The organism is uncultured Nostoc sp. (assembly GCF_964245575.1).
Lineage (GTDB): Bacteria > Cyanobacteriota > Cyanobacteriia > Cyanobacteriales > Nostocaceae > Nostoc.
Window position 1 is genome coordinate 1 of record NZ_CAXTNP010000181.1, and the last position, 16,717, is coordinate 16,717.

The 16,717-nt window shown below is 41.6% G+C and carries 10 protein-coding genes and 6 pseudogenes; 7 read left to right on the plus strand and 9 right to left on the minus strand.

Annotated elements, in window-relative coordinates; translation table 11 throughout:
* Positions 1-1,021: 1,021 nt before the first annotated feature.
* From ACFFAP_RS24890 to ACFFAP_RS24920, 7 genes and pseudogenes are all read right to left on the minus strand, one after another.
* Complete coding sequence (locus ACFFAP_RS24890) at positions 1,022-2,113, minus strand: TIR domain-containing protein (protein ID WP_375513727.1); 1,092 nt, start codon at positions 2,111-2,113, stop codon at positions 1,022-1,024.
* 113 nt (positions 2,114-2,226) lie between these two features.
* Positions 2,227-2,697: a toll/interleukin-1 receptor domain-containing protein gene (locus ACFFAP_RS24895; RefSeq protein ID WP_375513728.1), complete on the minus strand. Its 471-nt coding sequence runs from the start codon at positions 2,695-2,697 to the stop codon at positions 2,227-2,229.
* A gap of 177 nt (positions 2,698-2,874) precedes the next feature.
* The gene (gene rtcA, locus ACFFAP_RS24900) at positions 2,875-3,918 is read right to left on the minus strand and encodes an RNA 3'-terminal phosphate cyclase (RefSeq protein ID WP_375513729.1); all 1,044 of its coding nucleotides are present in this window, start codon (positions 3,916-3,918) and stop codon (positions 2,875-2,877) included.
* A gap of 145 nt (positions 3,919-4,063) precedes the next feature.
* Positions 4,064-4,219: pseudogene (locus ACFFAP_RS24905) on the minus strand (FAD-binding protein); the annotation flags it as partial.
* Complete coding sequence (locus tag ACFFAP_RS24910; RefSeq protein WP_375513730.1) at positions 4,213-4,350, minus strand: hypothetical protein; 138 nt, start codon at positions 4,348-4,350, stop codon at positions 4,213-4,215. The pseudogene ACFFAP_RS24905 and the gene ACFFAP_RS24910, both read right to left, overlap by 7 nt.
* Before the next feature lie 109 nt (positions 4,351-4,459).
* Complete coding sequence (locus ACFFAP_RS24915) at positions 4,460-5,251, minus strand: ABC transporter permease (RefSeq protein WP_375513731.1); 792 nt, start codon at positions 5,249-5,251, stop codon at positions 4,460-4,462.
* Between the two features lie 50 nt (positions 5,252-5,301).
* Positions 5,302-6,066 carry an ABC transporter ATP-binding protein gene (locus tag ACFFAP_RS24920; protein WP_375513732.1) on the minus strand — a complete coding sequence of 255 codons (765 nt, stop codon included), beginning with the start codon at positions 6,064-6,066 and terminating at the stop codon, positions 5,302-5,304.
* 234 nt (positions 6,067-6,300) lie between these two features.
* Between ACFFAP_RS24920 and ACFFAP_RS24925 the strand changes: the two genes are divergently transcribed.
* Positions 6,301-8,358 carry a DNA adenine methylase gene (locus ACFFAP_RS24925; RefSeq protein ID WP_375513733.1) on the plus strand — a complete coding sequence of 686 codons (2,058 nt, stop codon included), beginning with the start codon at positions 6,301-6,303 and terminating at the stop codon, positions 8,356-8,358.
* A 36-nt stretch (positions 8,359-8,394) separates the two neighbouring features.
* Here the strand turns inward: ACFFAP_RS24925 and ACFFAP_RS24930 are convergent, their stop codons facing one another.
* Complete coding sequence (locus tag ACFFAP_RS24930) at positions 8,395-9,459, minus strand: ABC transporter substrate-binding protein (protein ID WP_375513734.1); 1,065 nt, start codon at positions 9,457-9,459, stop codon at positions 8,395-8,397.
* Between the two features lie 21 nt (positions 9,460-9,480).
* Complete coding sequence (locus ACFFAP_RS24935) at positions 9,481-9,963, minus strand: tetratricopeptide repeat protein (RefSeq protein WP_375513735.1); 483 nt, start codon at positions 9,961-9,963, stop codon at positions 9,481-9,483.
* A gap of 458 nt (positions 9,964-10,421) precedes the next feature.
* On the opposite strand from ACFFAP_RS24935, the pseudogene ACFFAP_RS24940 reads away from it, so the two are divergent.
* The 6 genes and pseudogenes from ACFFAP_RS24940 (at position 10,422) to ACFFAP_RS24965 (ending at position 16,597) form a co-directional block, all read left to right on the plus strand.
* Positions 10,422-10,816: pseudogene (locus tag ACFFAP_RS24940) on the plus strand (hypothetical protein).
* Positions 10,813-11,223, plus strand: a pseudogene (gene upp / locus ACFFAP_RS24945) (uracil phosphoribosyltransferase); the annotation flags it as partial. The pseudogenes ACFFAP_RS24940 and upp, both read left to right, overlap by 4 nt.
* A gap of 57 nt (positions 11,224-11,280) precedes the next feature.
* Positions 11,281-11,382 (plus strand): annotated as a pseudogene (locus tag ACFFAP_RS24950) (Uma2 family endonuclease); the annotation flags it as partial.
* Between the two features lie 764 nt (positions 11,383-12,146).
* Positions 12,147-14,066, plus strand: a complete 1,920-nt coding sequence (ltrA, locus tag ACFFAP_RS24955) for a group II intron reverse transcriptase/maturase (RefSeq protein WP_375513736.1) — start codon at positions 12,147-12,149, stop codon at positions 14,064-14,066.
* A gap of 82 nt (positions 14,067-14,148) precedes the next feature.
* Positions 14,149-14,619: pseudogene (locus tag ACFFAP_RS24960) on the plus strand (Uma2 family endonuclease); the annotation flags it as partial.
* A 123-nt stretch (positions 14,620-14,742) separates the two neighbouring features.
* Positions 14,743-16,597 (plus strand): annotated as a pseudogene (locus tag ACFFAP_RS24965) (aspartate kinase).
* Positions 16,598-16,717: the final 120 nt, after the last annotated feature.

Below are 16,717 nucleotides of genomic sequence, written 5' to 3' on the forward strand. Positions count from 1 at the left end.
CCATTTCCTCTCCCCTTGACAAATCCTGCTTTTCCTTAACTTGTCACGAATCGCAGTCGCCTTATAAATTTGTCAGTTGCTTATTGTTGGAATAAATGGGGCTTGACGGGTTTAATGTCTTGTCCTCAGGTTTCTAGCTTACAGCCAACCATATACCACAAACCCACGGCATAGGGAACGTAATGGAGTTCTGCTGCGATCGCTTTCATCATAAAGTAGAAATAGAAAGTGAGAATTTAATCCCAGCAGAACGTCTCGTCTATTGTCTGAAAACTTTAGTTTAGATGTAGTTGCAGACAATTTGAATAGGTGCGATCGTCTATTAATAACTCGTTGACGAAGCTCAAAGGTTCATCAACGAAGCTCAAAGGTTCATCAACGAAGCTCAAAGGTTCATCAACGAAGCTCAGAGGTTTATCAACGAAGCTCAGAGGTTTATCAACGAAGCTTTAATACTGATCTAAGACCATACTTTACTAGATGCAAGAGTCCTATACTCCATTAGGCATAACCACAGGCAATAAAAAATATCTCTGTGTCTAATGCTCGATACTTTTCTACGAGAGGCTACGCCCTAAGCGTAGCTATGCCGCAGGCTTTACGGCAATGCTCAGTACAAAGTGCCCCATATTCAATTCCCAGTCCCTTGTATTTGCGAGCGCAAACTGACTTAACCTAAGTATATGCCTTTGACAGAGGTAAATTCAAACGCTCTGCTCCATAGTTAATTAAAGAGCAAGTATCAGAGACAACTGAACTCAGTCTCAACTACATTTGCATTGCCTTGTAAATTGGTTAGTTGCTGATTGTTACAACACATGCAGGTTACAAGTTTGATTGCAAATCCTCTTAAATAAACTATCAAAAGTTTTCTGTCTTTGCTTATATAAAACTTCTTTGCCTCATTCCCACTCTTGGAAATGAGGCAAATTTCTATGCAGATGTACACCCCACGGGTAATTTTGTCGTTGGGGATGCGGATAAAGTGTTAGTGCTGAAATATATGTCGCCTATTTTAGTACTATTTCTTGCAAGTTTGGTTACATTTATGATCTTGCGCTATCAATTTAATATAAGGTGAATTTTTACTCACCTTTGCGAAAGGCTCTACTTTCAGTATGATTAGCTTTTCTCCTTTTTTCAGTTTCAAAATTGGTTGTGCTGATAAAGATTTTTCCTTCCTTAGATTCACTTCATATTTAACAGTTACTATTGCTCCTGGTGATGGTATGATAGGAGGAGCAATACTAGGAAATTGCTCAGAATTTGATGGTCGAAGAATTAGTCGTTTTCCAGCAGATAAACCACCTGAAGTATTATTAACCATCCCTATCCATATCCAACCAGTAGGATTTACTGTATTTACTGTTTTTATTGAATTTGAAGTTGGTTTAGGTGCTGATGAAGGGATCTCTAATATATCAGGTGGTTGAGAAATGAAGAGCATAAACATACTACCTACTACAATGATAAGAAGTAGTCCTACAGGAATCTTACTTACCCTATTCCGACGACGATACCTTGATGGTCTAAACAAATATGAAAAGGTTGCTCTTGCCACATATATAAAAGTGTTTCCAGCAGCTTTTGCAACAAGTATCACAATTGCCCTAATCCAACGCAGAATTTTTTTAATAAGGAAGGTAGAATCGGTAAGTTCCTCGACTACTTCTCGAATACCTGTAGCAATATTTGCAAAAGCTTTATCATAGGGTCTCCATTCAGTGATGGGTCTTTCACCCTTGGGTAAAACTTTGACATTCGGGAATGCGACCTTCCAATAATTATCAACTGGACGAAGCAGAATAGTAATAACACGAGATGTTTTAGCCCTATGCTGTTCCATAGCTTGTTTCGCCAAAACATTCCAGTGGTAATGTGAAGCATTAAATTCTGAACTAATTAGCACCAAAATTATATCAGCCGTCTTTAAATTTGTATCAATCTCACTTTTCCATTCCTTTCCTGGGCTGATCATTCTCCTATGCCAACTAGTACTTACGCCCTCCCACTCCAAAGGACTGAGGTGATTTTCTAGTTTTTGCCGCATTTCTTCATCTTGAGCAGAGTCAGAACAGCAATAAAAAACTTTGACAACCTTAGTAGCAGGCATTGACCTTAGCACCTATTAATATGAAAGAATTATTACTTTATTTTCATAGCATTTTATATTTAAATTTTTGATAATTTACTCAGTCATAATTATGAATTTTCAACAGTTAATTTCTATAAATTTCCTGCCAATTCTTTCGCTACTATTCGGATACCTTGAGCAACACTTAAAAATGCAGCATCACGATTTCCCCATTTTTTCAAAGCTCTGCCGCCTTCAGGCAGAGCTTGAAGTCTGCCAAAGGGTGCGCTCTCCCAATCAACAAAGTCGAGAATTATAGGGATAACTCTGGCTTCTTTGGCTTCATGCCGTTGCATTGCGCGTCTAACCTCAACATCCCAGCAATAATTTGAAGCGATAAAATTTGCACTTACAAGCAGCAAAATTATATGAGATGAATCTAAGTGGGTGTCTATCTCATTCTGCCATTCTTTTCCTGCTCCGATTTTGCGATCATGCCATCCTGTAATTACACCTTCTCGCTCTAAAAGAGTGAGGTGATTTTCTAGTTTTTTGCGAAGTTTTTCATCTTCATGAGCATAAGAATAAAACACTTCAATAGCTTGATGAGGTTGCAATGACATAAATTTGTTTCTGACTCAAATTTTTAAATAAGCTTTAAATCTTTATCAAAGTTGTCTGCTAAAACTTGCAGTTTTTAGTTGAAGGCAAAAAAGATCACAAGATTGATTTTGATTTACAGATTAGTGCTTTCTAATACTCTAGCATAAGAGACTACAAAAGTAATAACACTTATTTCATCAAGTCAAACTCTTTACTAAAACTATTTTCTCAGCTTCATTTACCCTAATCTGCGCCAACCCAAATTGTTCAATTACCGCCGCATTCGTCGTCAAATGCCTACTCACCTCAGCCACCCGGTAATGACTTTCCTGTAACGCTAAAGCAGCTGGCAATAATAACTGATCTGCTAAATGTTCATCCACTGCTGCGCCAGTGTGATGAAACTCAAGCAGTTGCTGACAAGCAATTTCTGCAACTGTCTCCGCCGACAACCGTAATCGCCCAAATCCACCAAAGCCAGTCAAGCTGTTCTCATACTCAGCAGTTAAAAAAATACCCGCCCCCGGTGCTACACCTCTTTCTCGCAAAGCGTGTACAGCAACTTTCAAATGGGCTTCTCGTAACAAACTCTCGGCACGATTCGCCATCCGTTGGGGAATATGCGAAGGCAATTCCGTTACCACTGCTAGCCCTCGCACCTGTTGTAATTCTCCCCGTTCTAGCAAGTTGATCCCGTTGAGTTTACCACCGCCACTCACCTGCAACTGTACCTCTCCGCCACCTTTAGGAAACCACCCCCAAGCGCCTAACTTGACTTGGGCTTCTACACCCATGCGTTGCAATATCGGTAAATAAACTTGCTCAATATACGTCACTGTCGGGCTAAAGTTTACATGAGTTCCACCCTTTAGTGTTATCTGGGAATTGCCAGATGCTAGTGCCAAAGGTAAGAGAATAGTCTGTAAAACTAGAGCGATCGCACCCGCAGAACCACCAAGTTGTGCTTTACTAACATCAAAGGTATAAGTTCCAGCTTGCACAGCACTACCTGGGATGAATTCCAGCAGCATTGAACCCAAAGCATCACCCTGTAGTTGGGCATTACAAATTCTCGCAGCAGCCCGAACTGCTGTTAAGTGTTGTGCTGCTAATCCTGGCTTTTTGCGTCCAGCGCGAATACCTGCAATCAGTATGGGTTCGCCAGTGATGGCCGCTAGACTTAAGGAAGTGCGAAGAACTTGTCCGCCTCCCTCTCCGTAGGAACCGTCAATTTCAATCATGGGCGATTTTGGGATGTTGGATTTTGGGTTATCCCCACGGCTGTTGAAATCAAACCACAAATTATAAACGCCTAACAGCGAGCTTTTTGAAGCGAAGTTACACAAATATACAGAAAAAATTCTAATATGTGTTTCTTGTAGTTTGCTAATTTTGAATTTGGAATTGAAGAACCTTGCTTTTACCGGGATTCATCAACTGATATGGGTCAACTATTTCCTTAAATTTTAACTGTTCACGATCAATAACTTTTCTGCCGCTGTCCTCAATAATATACGTGTGGGGATTGGCAATACTCACTCCGTTCCCTCTAGTTTCGGTATCAACACTGGGCTAAAGGTGTGATAATCCTGGGATAATTTTGCGACTTGGGCGGAGTCAGTGATGCTTTCTATGCCTTCTAGAGAATTAATTAGGGCATCCAATGTTGTCATAGGTTATATCCTTTTTTTAACGCAGAGGGACGCAAAGGTTTACGCAGAGGAACGCAGAGACTTAACTCCTCTGCGCCCCTTTGCGCTTCCTTCTGCATCCCTATGGGTTTTAATTCTCATGTTTGACAGCACTTTCATGCCACTTACTTAATATAAGGTCAGATAGGGCACTCAAGCTGATAAAAATTAATACACCCAACCCAGTTGTAAGAAATAATGCTGCAAACATCCGAGGAATTTGTAAGTTGTAGCTGGAAATTAAAATCCGGTAAGCAATGCCAGATTTTGCCCCGCCAGTACCAGCAACAAATTCGGCAACCACTGCGCCAATTAATGCTAAACCACCGCTAATTTTTAAACCACCTAAAAAATAGGGCATGGCGCTGGGTAAACGGAGATACAGCAGAGTTTGCCAGCGAGACGCTTTGTAAAGTTGAAATAGGTTGAGCAAGTTCCGGTCAACGCTGTTGAGTCCTAGTGTAGTGTTGGATACGATGGGGAAAAAGGCGACAATCCAGGCACAAACTACTAAGGCGGCAAAAGTATTATTTTTTAACCAGAGAATGATTAAGGGTGCGATCGCAACTATTGGAGTTGTTTGTAAAATTACTGCATAGGGAAATAAACTGCGTTCAATCCATTTACTTTGGGTGAATAAAATCGCCATTAGTAAACCAGAAATAGCCGCAGCAATAAAAGCAACGACTGTGATTTGCAGTGTAATTAATAGTGATGCAAAAAGCTCCCTCCAGTCAGTAATTAAAGTTTTAAATACTAATAAAGGGCCAGGGAGGATATAAGGAGGTAGATGTGTTATCCGCACAAATATATCCCATAACAATAATGCTATAATGCCAACTACCATCGGTGCCAAAACGTCAGCAGGAAGAAACTTGCTCAATGTCTTTTGTGATTGGGTATGACGGATGAATAGCATATAAATTAAAAATTTTAAATTGGCGCAAAGCTCATAGCTTGGGCTAGATGCTGAGAAATCTCACGGCAATATTGGTTATACAGCAATGATGTGCGAAAGTCATCGTCCCGGGGGTAGGAAACATCAATTTCTACATCTGCTACAATCCTTCCGGGACTTGTCCCCATAACTAGCACGCGATTTGATAAGTACACTGCTTCGTAAATATTGTGAGTAACAAAAACCACCGTCCAGCGCTGTTGAAGCCACAAATCGAGTAAATCACCATTGAGTTTGCTACGAGTAATTTCATCTAATGCGCCAAATGGTTCATCCATCAACAGGACATTTGGTTGAGTAATTAATGCTCTAGCAATTGATACCCGCATTTTCATCCCACCTGATAACTGGCGGGGATAGTTTTCCTCAAAACCTTCTAATCCTACCAGATGTAATGTCTGCTGTACCAATTTTTGGCTATCTTTTTTAGACATTCTCGCCAATTTTAGCGGTAGGCGTATATTCTCCCTGACATTTGCCCAAGGCATGAGTGCGGCATCTTGGAAAACAAAAGCCAGTTTTCTTGCTTGCTGAGTTATACCCCAGTCAATACTACCAGAACTCGTGCCCCCCAATCCGGCAATCAGTCGCAGAACTGTACTTTTACCGCACCCAGAGGGGCCAACTAAACTGACAAATTGCGACTCTGGAATTGCTAAATTGAGGTCTTGCAGGGCAACAGTGCCATTGGTGTAGACCTTGCTAATCTGATTGAGTGTGATAACGGGATGGTGACTCATTCATTCTGTAGATTAAAATTTGACTGTCTCAGACAATATGGAAAAGATGTTTCATGGTTAACCTAATTATCAGTTAAAACTCAAAGCCGTAGAAAGTATTAATAACATTTTTTAGAGTAGATGTTAAGTAAATATTCCTTAGAAACACTGGTAATGTAAATTTTAATGGGATCTATTTGAGTTTAAATGAAGAACTTAGTGTTAGAGTAGAGGGTTACATAAAATAGCAAACTTATGAGTAAGCTGATAGCATTCGGTTGGTATGGAGGGAAATACAGTCATCTTGACTGGCTTCTACCACTCTTGTCAAAAACTACTCACTACTGTGAGCCTTTTGGAGGTTCAGCAGCAGTTTTGATAAACAAAGAACCATCACCTGTAGAAACTTACAATGATATTGATGGCGAACTAGTTAACTTTTTTCGTGTACTACGCGATGAGAAAAACGAACTAATTAGTGCTATTACTTTCACTCCTTTCTCAAGACGTGAATTTGAACTTGCCATTTCTCAACCCACTAAAGAGTTATCTAATTTAGAGAGAGCTAGGCGGTTTTTTATCCGAGCTAGACAAGTCAGAACAGGATTAGCTCAGACAGCAAGCTCCGGTAGATGGGCACATTGTTTGTTGACAAGTCGTGCAGGTATGGCTGGGGCTGTCTCAAGATGGTTAGGGAGTATAGATGACCTTTCTAAAATAGTTCAAAGATTTCAGCGAGTTCAAATAGAAAACTGCCCAGCAATTGAAGCTATTCAAAGATATGACAGCGAAGAAACACTTTTTTACTGTGACCCTCCTTATCCACATGATTCCCGTGGAGACAGTAATGCTTATGGGTATGAGATGACAGATGAACAACATCATAAACTAGCTTATGTCCTTCACAATATCAGTGCTAAAGTTGCTATCTCAGGATACGACTGTACCCTTATGGAGGAACTATATGGTGACTGGCGTCGGATTCCAGCACCGTCAAAGTACTGTCACTCTGTCAAAAAGCTACGTACAGAAGTCCTCTGGACAAACTATGACCTAGAATATCAACCTGTACAAATAATATCTCAAAGTAAGTCCAAAAAGTCTAAACAAGCTATTATGTCAACGCCTCCAGAGATTCTTAACTCAGCCTTTGATAGAGCATCCGAATACATTAGAACGGGCGATTCAACGATGATTGCTCCAGAAATTGTTGATAGAGTCGAATTTGTATGTAGACACCCTCAAAATAAGGCTGGCATAAGGCTTCTATTAGCTTGCTTATTAGCGAAAGTTCATCAATCTCATCTAGATATTCGTAAGCCATTTACTGAAATTGGCACAAAAGATTCTTACTCTGGTCGTTTTTACGATGAATCATACATAGCATTTTTTATTAATGAACGTAACTTACAAGATGTATGCAACCCAACAACTGCTTTTCTAACACCTGCACTTCGTACTAAAGCAATACCTTTAACTTTAGATGCTAAGTTGATAGGAAAACCTATAATATTATACGAGACTGTTATACAGCTATTTGACGATGTTTATACAGAGCGTGTAGCAACAGAAGACCTTCTTGTAGAAACTATAAAATGGCTTTTGATTCTCAAAAAAGAGAAAGAGCAGCGAATTCAAAGTCTTATTGCTAATTTAAACACTCTAGATGATCGGGCAATTCCTCTTTCTGCTGAAGCAATTGTAAAACTTATTAGACAGCATTTGGATTGTCCGAGAGCAAGTCGTTTGCCAGTGCTTATTGTAGCTGCTGCTTATCAATCAGCCTCAGAACATTTAGGAGAACGATGTTTACCGCTTGAAAGTCACAATGCGGCTGATAAACAAACTGGTTCTTTAGGTGATATTGAAATCAGACTCATAATTGGTAACAATTTAGTAACCAGCTACGAGATGAAAATGAAACGGATTACTATAAATGACATCAATAATGCCCTTCAAAAAATTACACGAAGAGTAGAACAAACTGGATATAAAATTGATAATTACATATTTATAACTACTGAAACTATAGATAAAGATGTAGAAGACTATGCTGCTAATCTTTATGAAAAGACAGGAGGCATAGAGATTGTAGTATTTGATTGTCTTGGTTTTTTACGGCATTTTTTGCATTTGTTTCATCGCTTACGGATGCAGTTTGTCGAGGAATATCAAAAGCTTGTGCTTGCTGAACCCGATAGTGCAGTTAGTCAACCCTTAAAGGAGGCTTTTTTAGCATTGCGCCAAGCTGTTGAGAGTGTTGAAGTGGAAATAAACTCAAATATTGAGACTGAATTGGATACTCCACTTTGAGAATAGCTAAAAATCTGGAGGATAGCAAGCGATCGCTTACTTCTTGTAATAGCCTACTCCTTTATTTACAAATTGCAAGGTGTATGCTTCTTTGTAGTTAACGTTAGATTTAGAAATCTTAGTATCAACCATGCTGTCAAACAGTGATTTCCACCTTGCATCACTCATCGCCCCAATCCCTTGTTTTTCTGCGGCATCAGAAAGTATAATCCCATATTGTTTTAGCTTTTGAATGCTATAAACAAGTTGCTCATCCGTCATTTCTAGATTATCTTTTTTAATCAACTGATTCCCCGGTTGGGGATTTTCTAGGTAGCTATACCAACCTTTTATTGAGGCATCAACAAATCGCTGTACTAATTCTGGATTTTTTTCTACTAGTTCTTTTTTTGTTTCAATCGTGGTTGCATAGGGTTGATAACCATAATCTGCTAATAAAAATACCACTGGCTGAAAACCGCCTTGCTTCTCAATAGCAAAGGGTTCAGACGTAATATAACCTTGTTGGGCTGAGTTTTTGTCAATCAGAAAAGGAGCCGGATTAAAGTTGTAAGGGCGTTTCTGATCGTTGGTAAAACCATACTTTGCTTCGAGTAAAGGCCAATAGGTAATATTAGCAGAAGCAGAGACATAAATTGGTTTGCCTTTGAGGTCTGCAAGGGTTTTAATTGCTGGGTTGGGATGTGCAATAAGACACCAGGGGTCTTTCTGGAAAATTGCTGCGACTGTGATTTTGGGAATATCTTGTGCTATGGCATTCACGGCATCTATGCCATAACCCATGAAGAAATCTACCGCATCCCCCATCAACAATTGAGTACCACTGGCAACCTGCGGGCCACCCATTTTGATAGTGACATCTAAACCATAGTCTTTATAAATACCAGTGGCGATCGCCTGGTAAAATCCGCCGTGTTCTGCTTGTGGTATCCAGTTTGTACCAAATCTAACTTTATCCAACCGAGAATTGCTAGTTGATGGTTGGTTGCTGTTAGTACAACCAGCAATGAAGCTGCTACCAATCCAGATAGAACTGTATTGAATAAAATTGCGGCGACTAAGGCGATGAATTGCTGTTGATGAGGGTGATGGCGGATTCATAAAACAGGATGATATTCTCTTTTATTTGCCTTTGTAGCTGAATCTAAATGTACATTCTAGAATCAACTTTTGATTCACTAGCGAATAGGGCTGAATTTCTAAAGCACCTTTAAAAGCTTTGATGGCTTCACCATACTCTCCTAGTGCTGCATAACACAAACCCATACCGTGAAGTGCCCCAAAATGTATTGGATTTATCTGCACAACTATCTGACAATCTGCCAGAGATTTTTGATAATCTCCTATACTGTAATACAGAAAAGCTCGGCGATTCCAAGCTTCTGCAAAATCTGGCTGGTCTTTGATTAGTGCTGTCAGCGCTGTTTCGGCTTCAGTAATTTCACCTGCATCCAGTAACTTTTGACTGCGATCAATTATTTCCAGCCCATAAATTCCCTTTTGCTGAAACCAAATCCGCCAGATTTTTCTGGTTGCTTTTTCGCGGACTGTGGCATCTGGGTTTTTCAACTCTTCAAGTAAGGAATTGATAGGTAAAGAATCCATGAATTTCAAATCAGTGAATATACGTTTGTATTAACTTTCTCACAAAATATATCTATTAAATGATTTTTAAAGCCATCTTTAAAATAACGGTAATTTATTGGGAATTATGAATTTTCTGTGTGATTTATTGTATTTAGTATACGACTAATACCACACTCGACATTTAGAGTCATCAAAATAAAAACTAATTAGAGGAATCATATCTGATTTCTGAACAAGATTTCAGATAAAACCCTGATCAAACAAGCTTTTCAGTCTCAGTATGTTTTCAGAAATCAAATCGGAGTCCTATAGAGGCAGTTGACAAATACTTAGTACGCCACGGCGGAAATAGAGCAATCACTTAAAATCTCTAAAAAGCCCATTTCGTAATACTTTTGACTTTTGATTTTTGACTTTTGACTTCTGCCTTGCGGTGCTAGTGACTAATAGCTTATAAAAACATCCCCATAAAAATAATGACTATGCCAAAGCAAAACGACGTTTCCAGGCATATTGTTCTTACTTCCCATTTTAGTAGCTTTGGCCCTAAACCAATCCCCATTCAATGGGGAGCAGCCGAACCTATGGAACGCAGGCTGATTATTGCCACGCTAACTAAGCAGACACATCGGAATGTGATTGGCACTCATTCTGGCAGTTATGCGATTTATCGTGCTCTAGCTGTGGCTAGCGGTGCTTTGCAGTCGGATCATCGAGCGGATTTGACGAATACATCCCCAGTAGAGCATATCGGGCCTCACCTAGTTGGGCTTACCCTGATAAAATAGTATCCCTCGACCCCTTTGGAGGCATCGCATCTGAGGTTTTTGCATCCTATTGCCAACAGGGATATGATATTCGTCCAACGTAGTTTCTGTGATGCGGGCAGGACAAGGAATTTTGGATGGTATGCTGGAGTTGATGCTATCAGCACGGGTGGGGCATATTGGTTTATACCGTGACCCGAAAACCTTAATAGCTGTTGAGTATTATTTTAAAGTTTCTCATGATGTTGACCAGCGAGATATGCTCGTGGTAGATCCAATGCTGGCTACTGGGAATTCGGCTGTAGCTGCTGTAGAACGGCTGAAATCAACTAATCCTTTATCAATTAAGTTTGTCTGCTTACTCGCTGCACCCGAAGGTATCAAGCATTTTTGGGAAATACATCCAGACGTGCCATTGTATACCGCCGCCATTGATGACTACTTGGATGAACATGGCTATATTATTGCTGGGTTGGGAGATGCAGGCGATCGCTTATTTGGTACAAAATAAATAAATTACTAACTTCACCCTAGAAATCAGTATCGTTTAAACCTTGAAGTTTCAAATATGATAGCCTCGCCCCAACAAAACTACCTTACCCCTGAAGAGTACCTCCAAATAGAGGAACAAAACCCTGTCAAACATGAATACATCGACGGCTATATCTATGGTGCGATTCGTTCAGTCGAAACCTGAATAAGGAGGATGACTGGCAGTGGTTGAGTAACCCATCGCAGGGTAGAGTTCGCACTTTAATCCTCAACCAATGACAACTCAATATCCATGTAGGTGAGGAAATCTAGCCGAGCATTAGCCTAGACAGCTAGAGGAAAAAAGGGAAAATATTCAAATGATTAACTTGAATTATAACCCAATCAAAAATACACCAAGTCCTACTGTCCCGGTGCGGGATTAAAAGCACACAAGCTACCAGAAGACTGGTATCCCCTACACCCAAGACTGATTATCAAAGGTGTAAAGCGGGGGTGAAAGCAGGAATAGGTGGTAATCGCTGAAAGCATCTACTGCAAGCAAGAGTCTATGGGTAGAACAAGCAAAGTGTCGTCTGAACCATCGTCAATAGCCGCCAAGGGTTATAAGCTAGTGGCATAAGCCACACTCTTGGGTCGGAAATATCCGGCAGAGGTAGAGGCTATCAGGATTCCTTGACCGAGATAGCGCACCACTCATAACCTCGGTGGATAGACACGCCCTAAAGGCTCAAATATGGATATTGGGAACGAAACAACCCCTCATGTTCTCCTGAAATTGGTAACAGGTAGGCATCAGCCATAAGAGATGAAGGCGCAGGATGACTTAAGAAGCAAATGCCCAACCCGAATCAACGGGTAATGCCTTAAAAGGGATGGCGTAACTGCCGGGATAAGCTGACGTGAGCCGCAGTGTGGGAAAAGCTAGAGGTAACAGTAGCTATGAATAAGCCTAATTCGGATTCAGAAATGAATATCGAGGGATGGAGAACTATCAATTGGCGACAAGCTGAAAGATATGTTTTTAAGTTGCAAAAACGCATCTATGCTGCTTCTTGCCGTGGTGATGTCAAGCAATGCCGTAAGCTCCAAAAGACGTTGATGAGGTCTTGGTCTAATAGGGTGTTAGCGGTACGACGGGTTACACAAGATAACCAAGGTAAAAAGACGGCAGGTGTGGACGGTATTAAATCACTGCCCCCAAAAGCACGTCTTGAACTGGCAGGGCAACTAAAACTTACTGGAGAATCCAAACCTACTCGTAGAGTATGGATTCCAAAACCAGGAGGAGAAGAAAAACGCCCATTAGGAATACCCGTAATGTACGACCGCGCACTACAAGCCGTAGTAAAAGCTGCGCTTGAGCCAGAATGGGAAGCAGTCTTTGAACCAAATTCCTATGGCTTTAGACCCGGAAGGTCATGCCACGATGCGATAAAACAGATTAAAACCTGTATTCAAGGCAAGGCAAAATTCGTGCTAGACGCGGATATAGCCAGATGTTTTGACCGCATCAACCACGAGGCATTGCTCCAAAAGTTGAACATCAAGGGTAAAGTCAGGCAACAAATTAAAGCCTGGTTAAAATCTGGGGTGATAGACAAAGGAGCATTTACTGCCACATCTGTTAGCGAAGCGGGCGCGCGTACTCGCGCGACGGGTACGCCGCAAGGTGGGGTCATTTCTCCACTAATGGCAAACATAACCCTCCACGGCTTAGAGGAAATGTTAAAGCAATATGCTGAGACACTACCTCTTAAGAAGAAAGAAAAACAAGGGGACACATTATCAAAAGACCAAAGAAGGCAGTCACTGACTCTTATAAGATATGCAGATGACTTCGTAGTGTTCCATAAAGACAAAGCCGTTGTCCAAAGATGCCGAGAAATCATATCGGAATGGTTAACTAGCATAGGACTTGAATTAAAACCTGAAAAAACTCGGCTAACTCATACATTCATCCCTGAACTAAGTGAGGATGGTAAAGCTGGATTTGACTTTCTCGGTCATCACATCCAACAATACCTAGCAGGGAAGTACCGGAGCAACAAAACTGCCGAAGGTAAAATATTAGGTTTTTACACCCTCATCACCCCATCCACGAAGGCGAGTAAGGCTCATCAAGAGGAAATCGGAAGAATCATCACAAAACATAGGTCAACGCCCCAAACGGCTCTCATAAAAGACCTTAATCCTGTAATAAGGGGATGGACTTCTTTCTACACAAAATCCGATGCCAAAACCGTTGGAGAATTACAGAAACAAGATAACCTCACATACCTGAAACTTCGACGATGGGCAAAACGCCGATGTGGAACAGCAAAAGCAGGTTCAGATAAATACTGGACGACCATAGACGGTGATAACTGGGTATTCGCAACCAGGGGAGGAGAAGCGAACCCCTTTCGGTTACTAGCACATAAAGAGTTTAGTTGCAGTAGCACTGATTATGTGAAAGTTAAAGGCGATAAAAGCCCCTACGATGGCGACACAGTTTATTGGAGTAAAAGACTAGGGAAACACCACCAAATGCCTAATCGTAAGGCTAAGTTGTTAAAACTTCAAAAGGGTAAATGTCCTTGGTGCGGCTTAAACTTCCAAGAATGGGATGTTATAGAAGTAGACCACATCATCCCCAGTTCATTAAGAGGCAAGGATGAATACAAAAATCTGCAACTACTACATCGGCATTGTCACGACGAAAAGACCGCACTTGACCTAATAGAAATTCGGAACAAAGACCGCTCAAAATTCCGAGAGAAACTTTCTCTATTTTGGAATAAAACTAACTGGGAGTGGATACATGATATTCCTAATTTCATAGGTCATGCTGTCAGGAAGTCCGATTTGACAGATAAATAACACATTGAGTAGCCGTGTGCGGTGAAAGTCGCAAGCACGGTTCCGAATGGGAGGGGTGATGCAGTAATGCACACCTCGACCCTACCCAATGGCTGGAGCGCTTGATGCACACGTTACCATTGCTGGGAACCTATTTGCTCTCCTGCGTAATCATGTACGCGGCTCTGGAAGTCGTGTTTATATCGCTGACATGAAAGCCCGAATTGAATCTCTAAATCGCTTTTATTATCCTGATGTTATGGTTACTTGCGACCAACGAGATCAAGAAACGCCAGCTTATAAAAGATTTGCCTGTTTAATTGTCGAAGTTTTATCTAATTCTACTGAAGCCTTTGACCGGGGCGACAAATTCGCCGATTATCAAACGCTAGAAAGTCTGCAAGAGGATGTTTTAATTAATACAAAACGTCAGCGAGTCGAGTGTTTTCGACGCAATGAGCAGAGACTCTGGGTTTTACAATCTTACACAGCAGAACATGAATCATTTCGACTCAACAGCGTGGATTTTGAGGAAACAATAGCAGTACTTTACGAAGATGTAGTTTTTGAATAATCAACTTATGATTGGGTATTATACACAATCTTTAGTAAACTAAATATCTATTAATATCTTCAAGGCTTCCTAACCCGGCGGAGGCATTGAGCAAAACAGACACAAGGGAATTGCATAAAAGTTATGGCGCTCATAGTTCAGAAATACGGTGGTACATCTGTCGGTTCAGTTGAACGTATTCAAGCTGTTGCACAACGCGTTTACAAAACCGTTAAAGCAGGAAACTCGCTTGTCGTAGTGGTTTCAGCAATGGGCAAAACCACCGATGGACTCGTCAAACTCGCTAATGAAATTTCTCCAAATCCTAACCGCCGGGAAATGGATATGCTGCTTTCCACTGGGGAACAAGTCACCATCGCCTTACTTAGTATGGCTTTGCAGGAACTCGGACAACCCGCAATTTCCATGACTGGCGCTCAAGTAGGAATTGTTACCGAAGCCGAACACAGCCGCGCTCGGATTTTGCATATTGAAACTACTCGCCTAACTCGCCACATAAATGCAGGTAAAGTAGTTGTAGTAGCAGGTTTTCAAGGCACATCCAGCGCCGGAGAAATGGAAATTACAACTTTGGGGCGTGGTGGATCTGATACTTCTGCGGTGGCGATCGCAGCCGCATTACAAGCAAATTTTTGTGAAATTTATACAGACGTTCCAGGGATTTTAACTACAGACCCCCGCTTAGTTCCCGAAGCCCAGTTGATGGATGACATCACCTGCAATGAAATGTTGGAACTAGCTAGCTTGGGGGCAAAAGTGCTGCATCCCCGCGCAGTGGAAATTGCTCGCAACTATGGTGTTCCCCTAGTAGTTAGGTCTAGCTGGACGGATGCCCCCGGTACTTGGGTAACATCAGCCAAACCCCAAGGGCGATCGCTGATCAATTTAGAAATTGCCCGTCCGGTGGATGGTGTAGAATTTGACACTGACCAAGCAAAGGTGGCTTTGTTGCGCGTACCTGATAAACCAGGAATAGCAGCAAGGTTATTTGGCGAAATTTCTCGGCAAAAAGTAGACGTAGATTTAATTATTCAGTCAGTTCATGAAGGTAACAGTAATGACATTGCTTTTACTGTTACAACACCAATATTAAAACGGGCAGAAGCAGTAACAGCAGCGATCGCCCCAGCACTGAGGAGTCAATCTAACCCCAAATCTGACGAAGCCGAGGTAATGGTAGAACATAATATTGCCAAAGTCAGCATCGCAGGTGCAGGAATGATTGGGCGTCCTGGTGTGGCTGCAAAGATGTTCGCCACCTTGGCAGAAGCAGGCGTAAACATCCAGATGATTTCCACCAGCGAAGTGAAAGTAAGTTGCGTAGTCAATGCAACAGAATGCGATCGCGCTGTCATCGCACTCCGCAGCGCCTTTGAAATAGAGGCAGGGGATCTCTTAGCTGGGAGCAGCGGAGAATTCCCCATTACCCCTTATCCCCAGAGGGGGCCCCACCTTGCCCACTCCCTTCTCTTTTCCCGTTCGTGGTGTCGCTCTCGATTTGAACCAAGCGCGTCTTGCTATTCGCCAATTGCCAGATCGGCCGGGGATGGCGGCGAAGCTGTTTGGATTATTAGCGCAGCATAATATTAGCGTTGATATGATTATCCAATCTCAGCGTTGTCGGGTGATTGATGGTGTTCCCAGACGAGATATTGCCTTTACAGTCTCGCGGATAGACGGGGAAAGTGCAAAAGCAATGCTTACCCAAGTAGCAGCAGAATTAGGATGGGGTGAAGTTGTTTTAGATAGTGCGATCGCTAAGGTAAGTATTGTCGGTGCAGGTATGGTGGGACAACCAGGTGTAGCCGCTAAAATGTTTGAAGCACTAGCCGAACACCAAATTAATATTCAAATGATTGCCACCTCAGAAATTAAAATTAGTTGTGTCGTGGCACAAGAGCAAGGTGTTAAAGCTTTGCAGGCCATTCATGCTGCTTTTGGACTGGCTGGTAGTGAGAAATTTGTCGTCCCAGCGTAAAAGCTGACTTTAACTCTTTCTATCCACAGGAGAGAAGAACTATTTTCTCCTTGCATTATTGATACATCGGCTGACAATGCGATTGTTTCGGCTAACAATGCCATTGTTTCGAGTGACAAT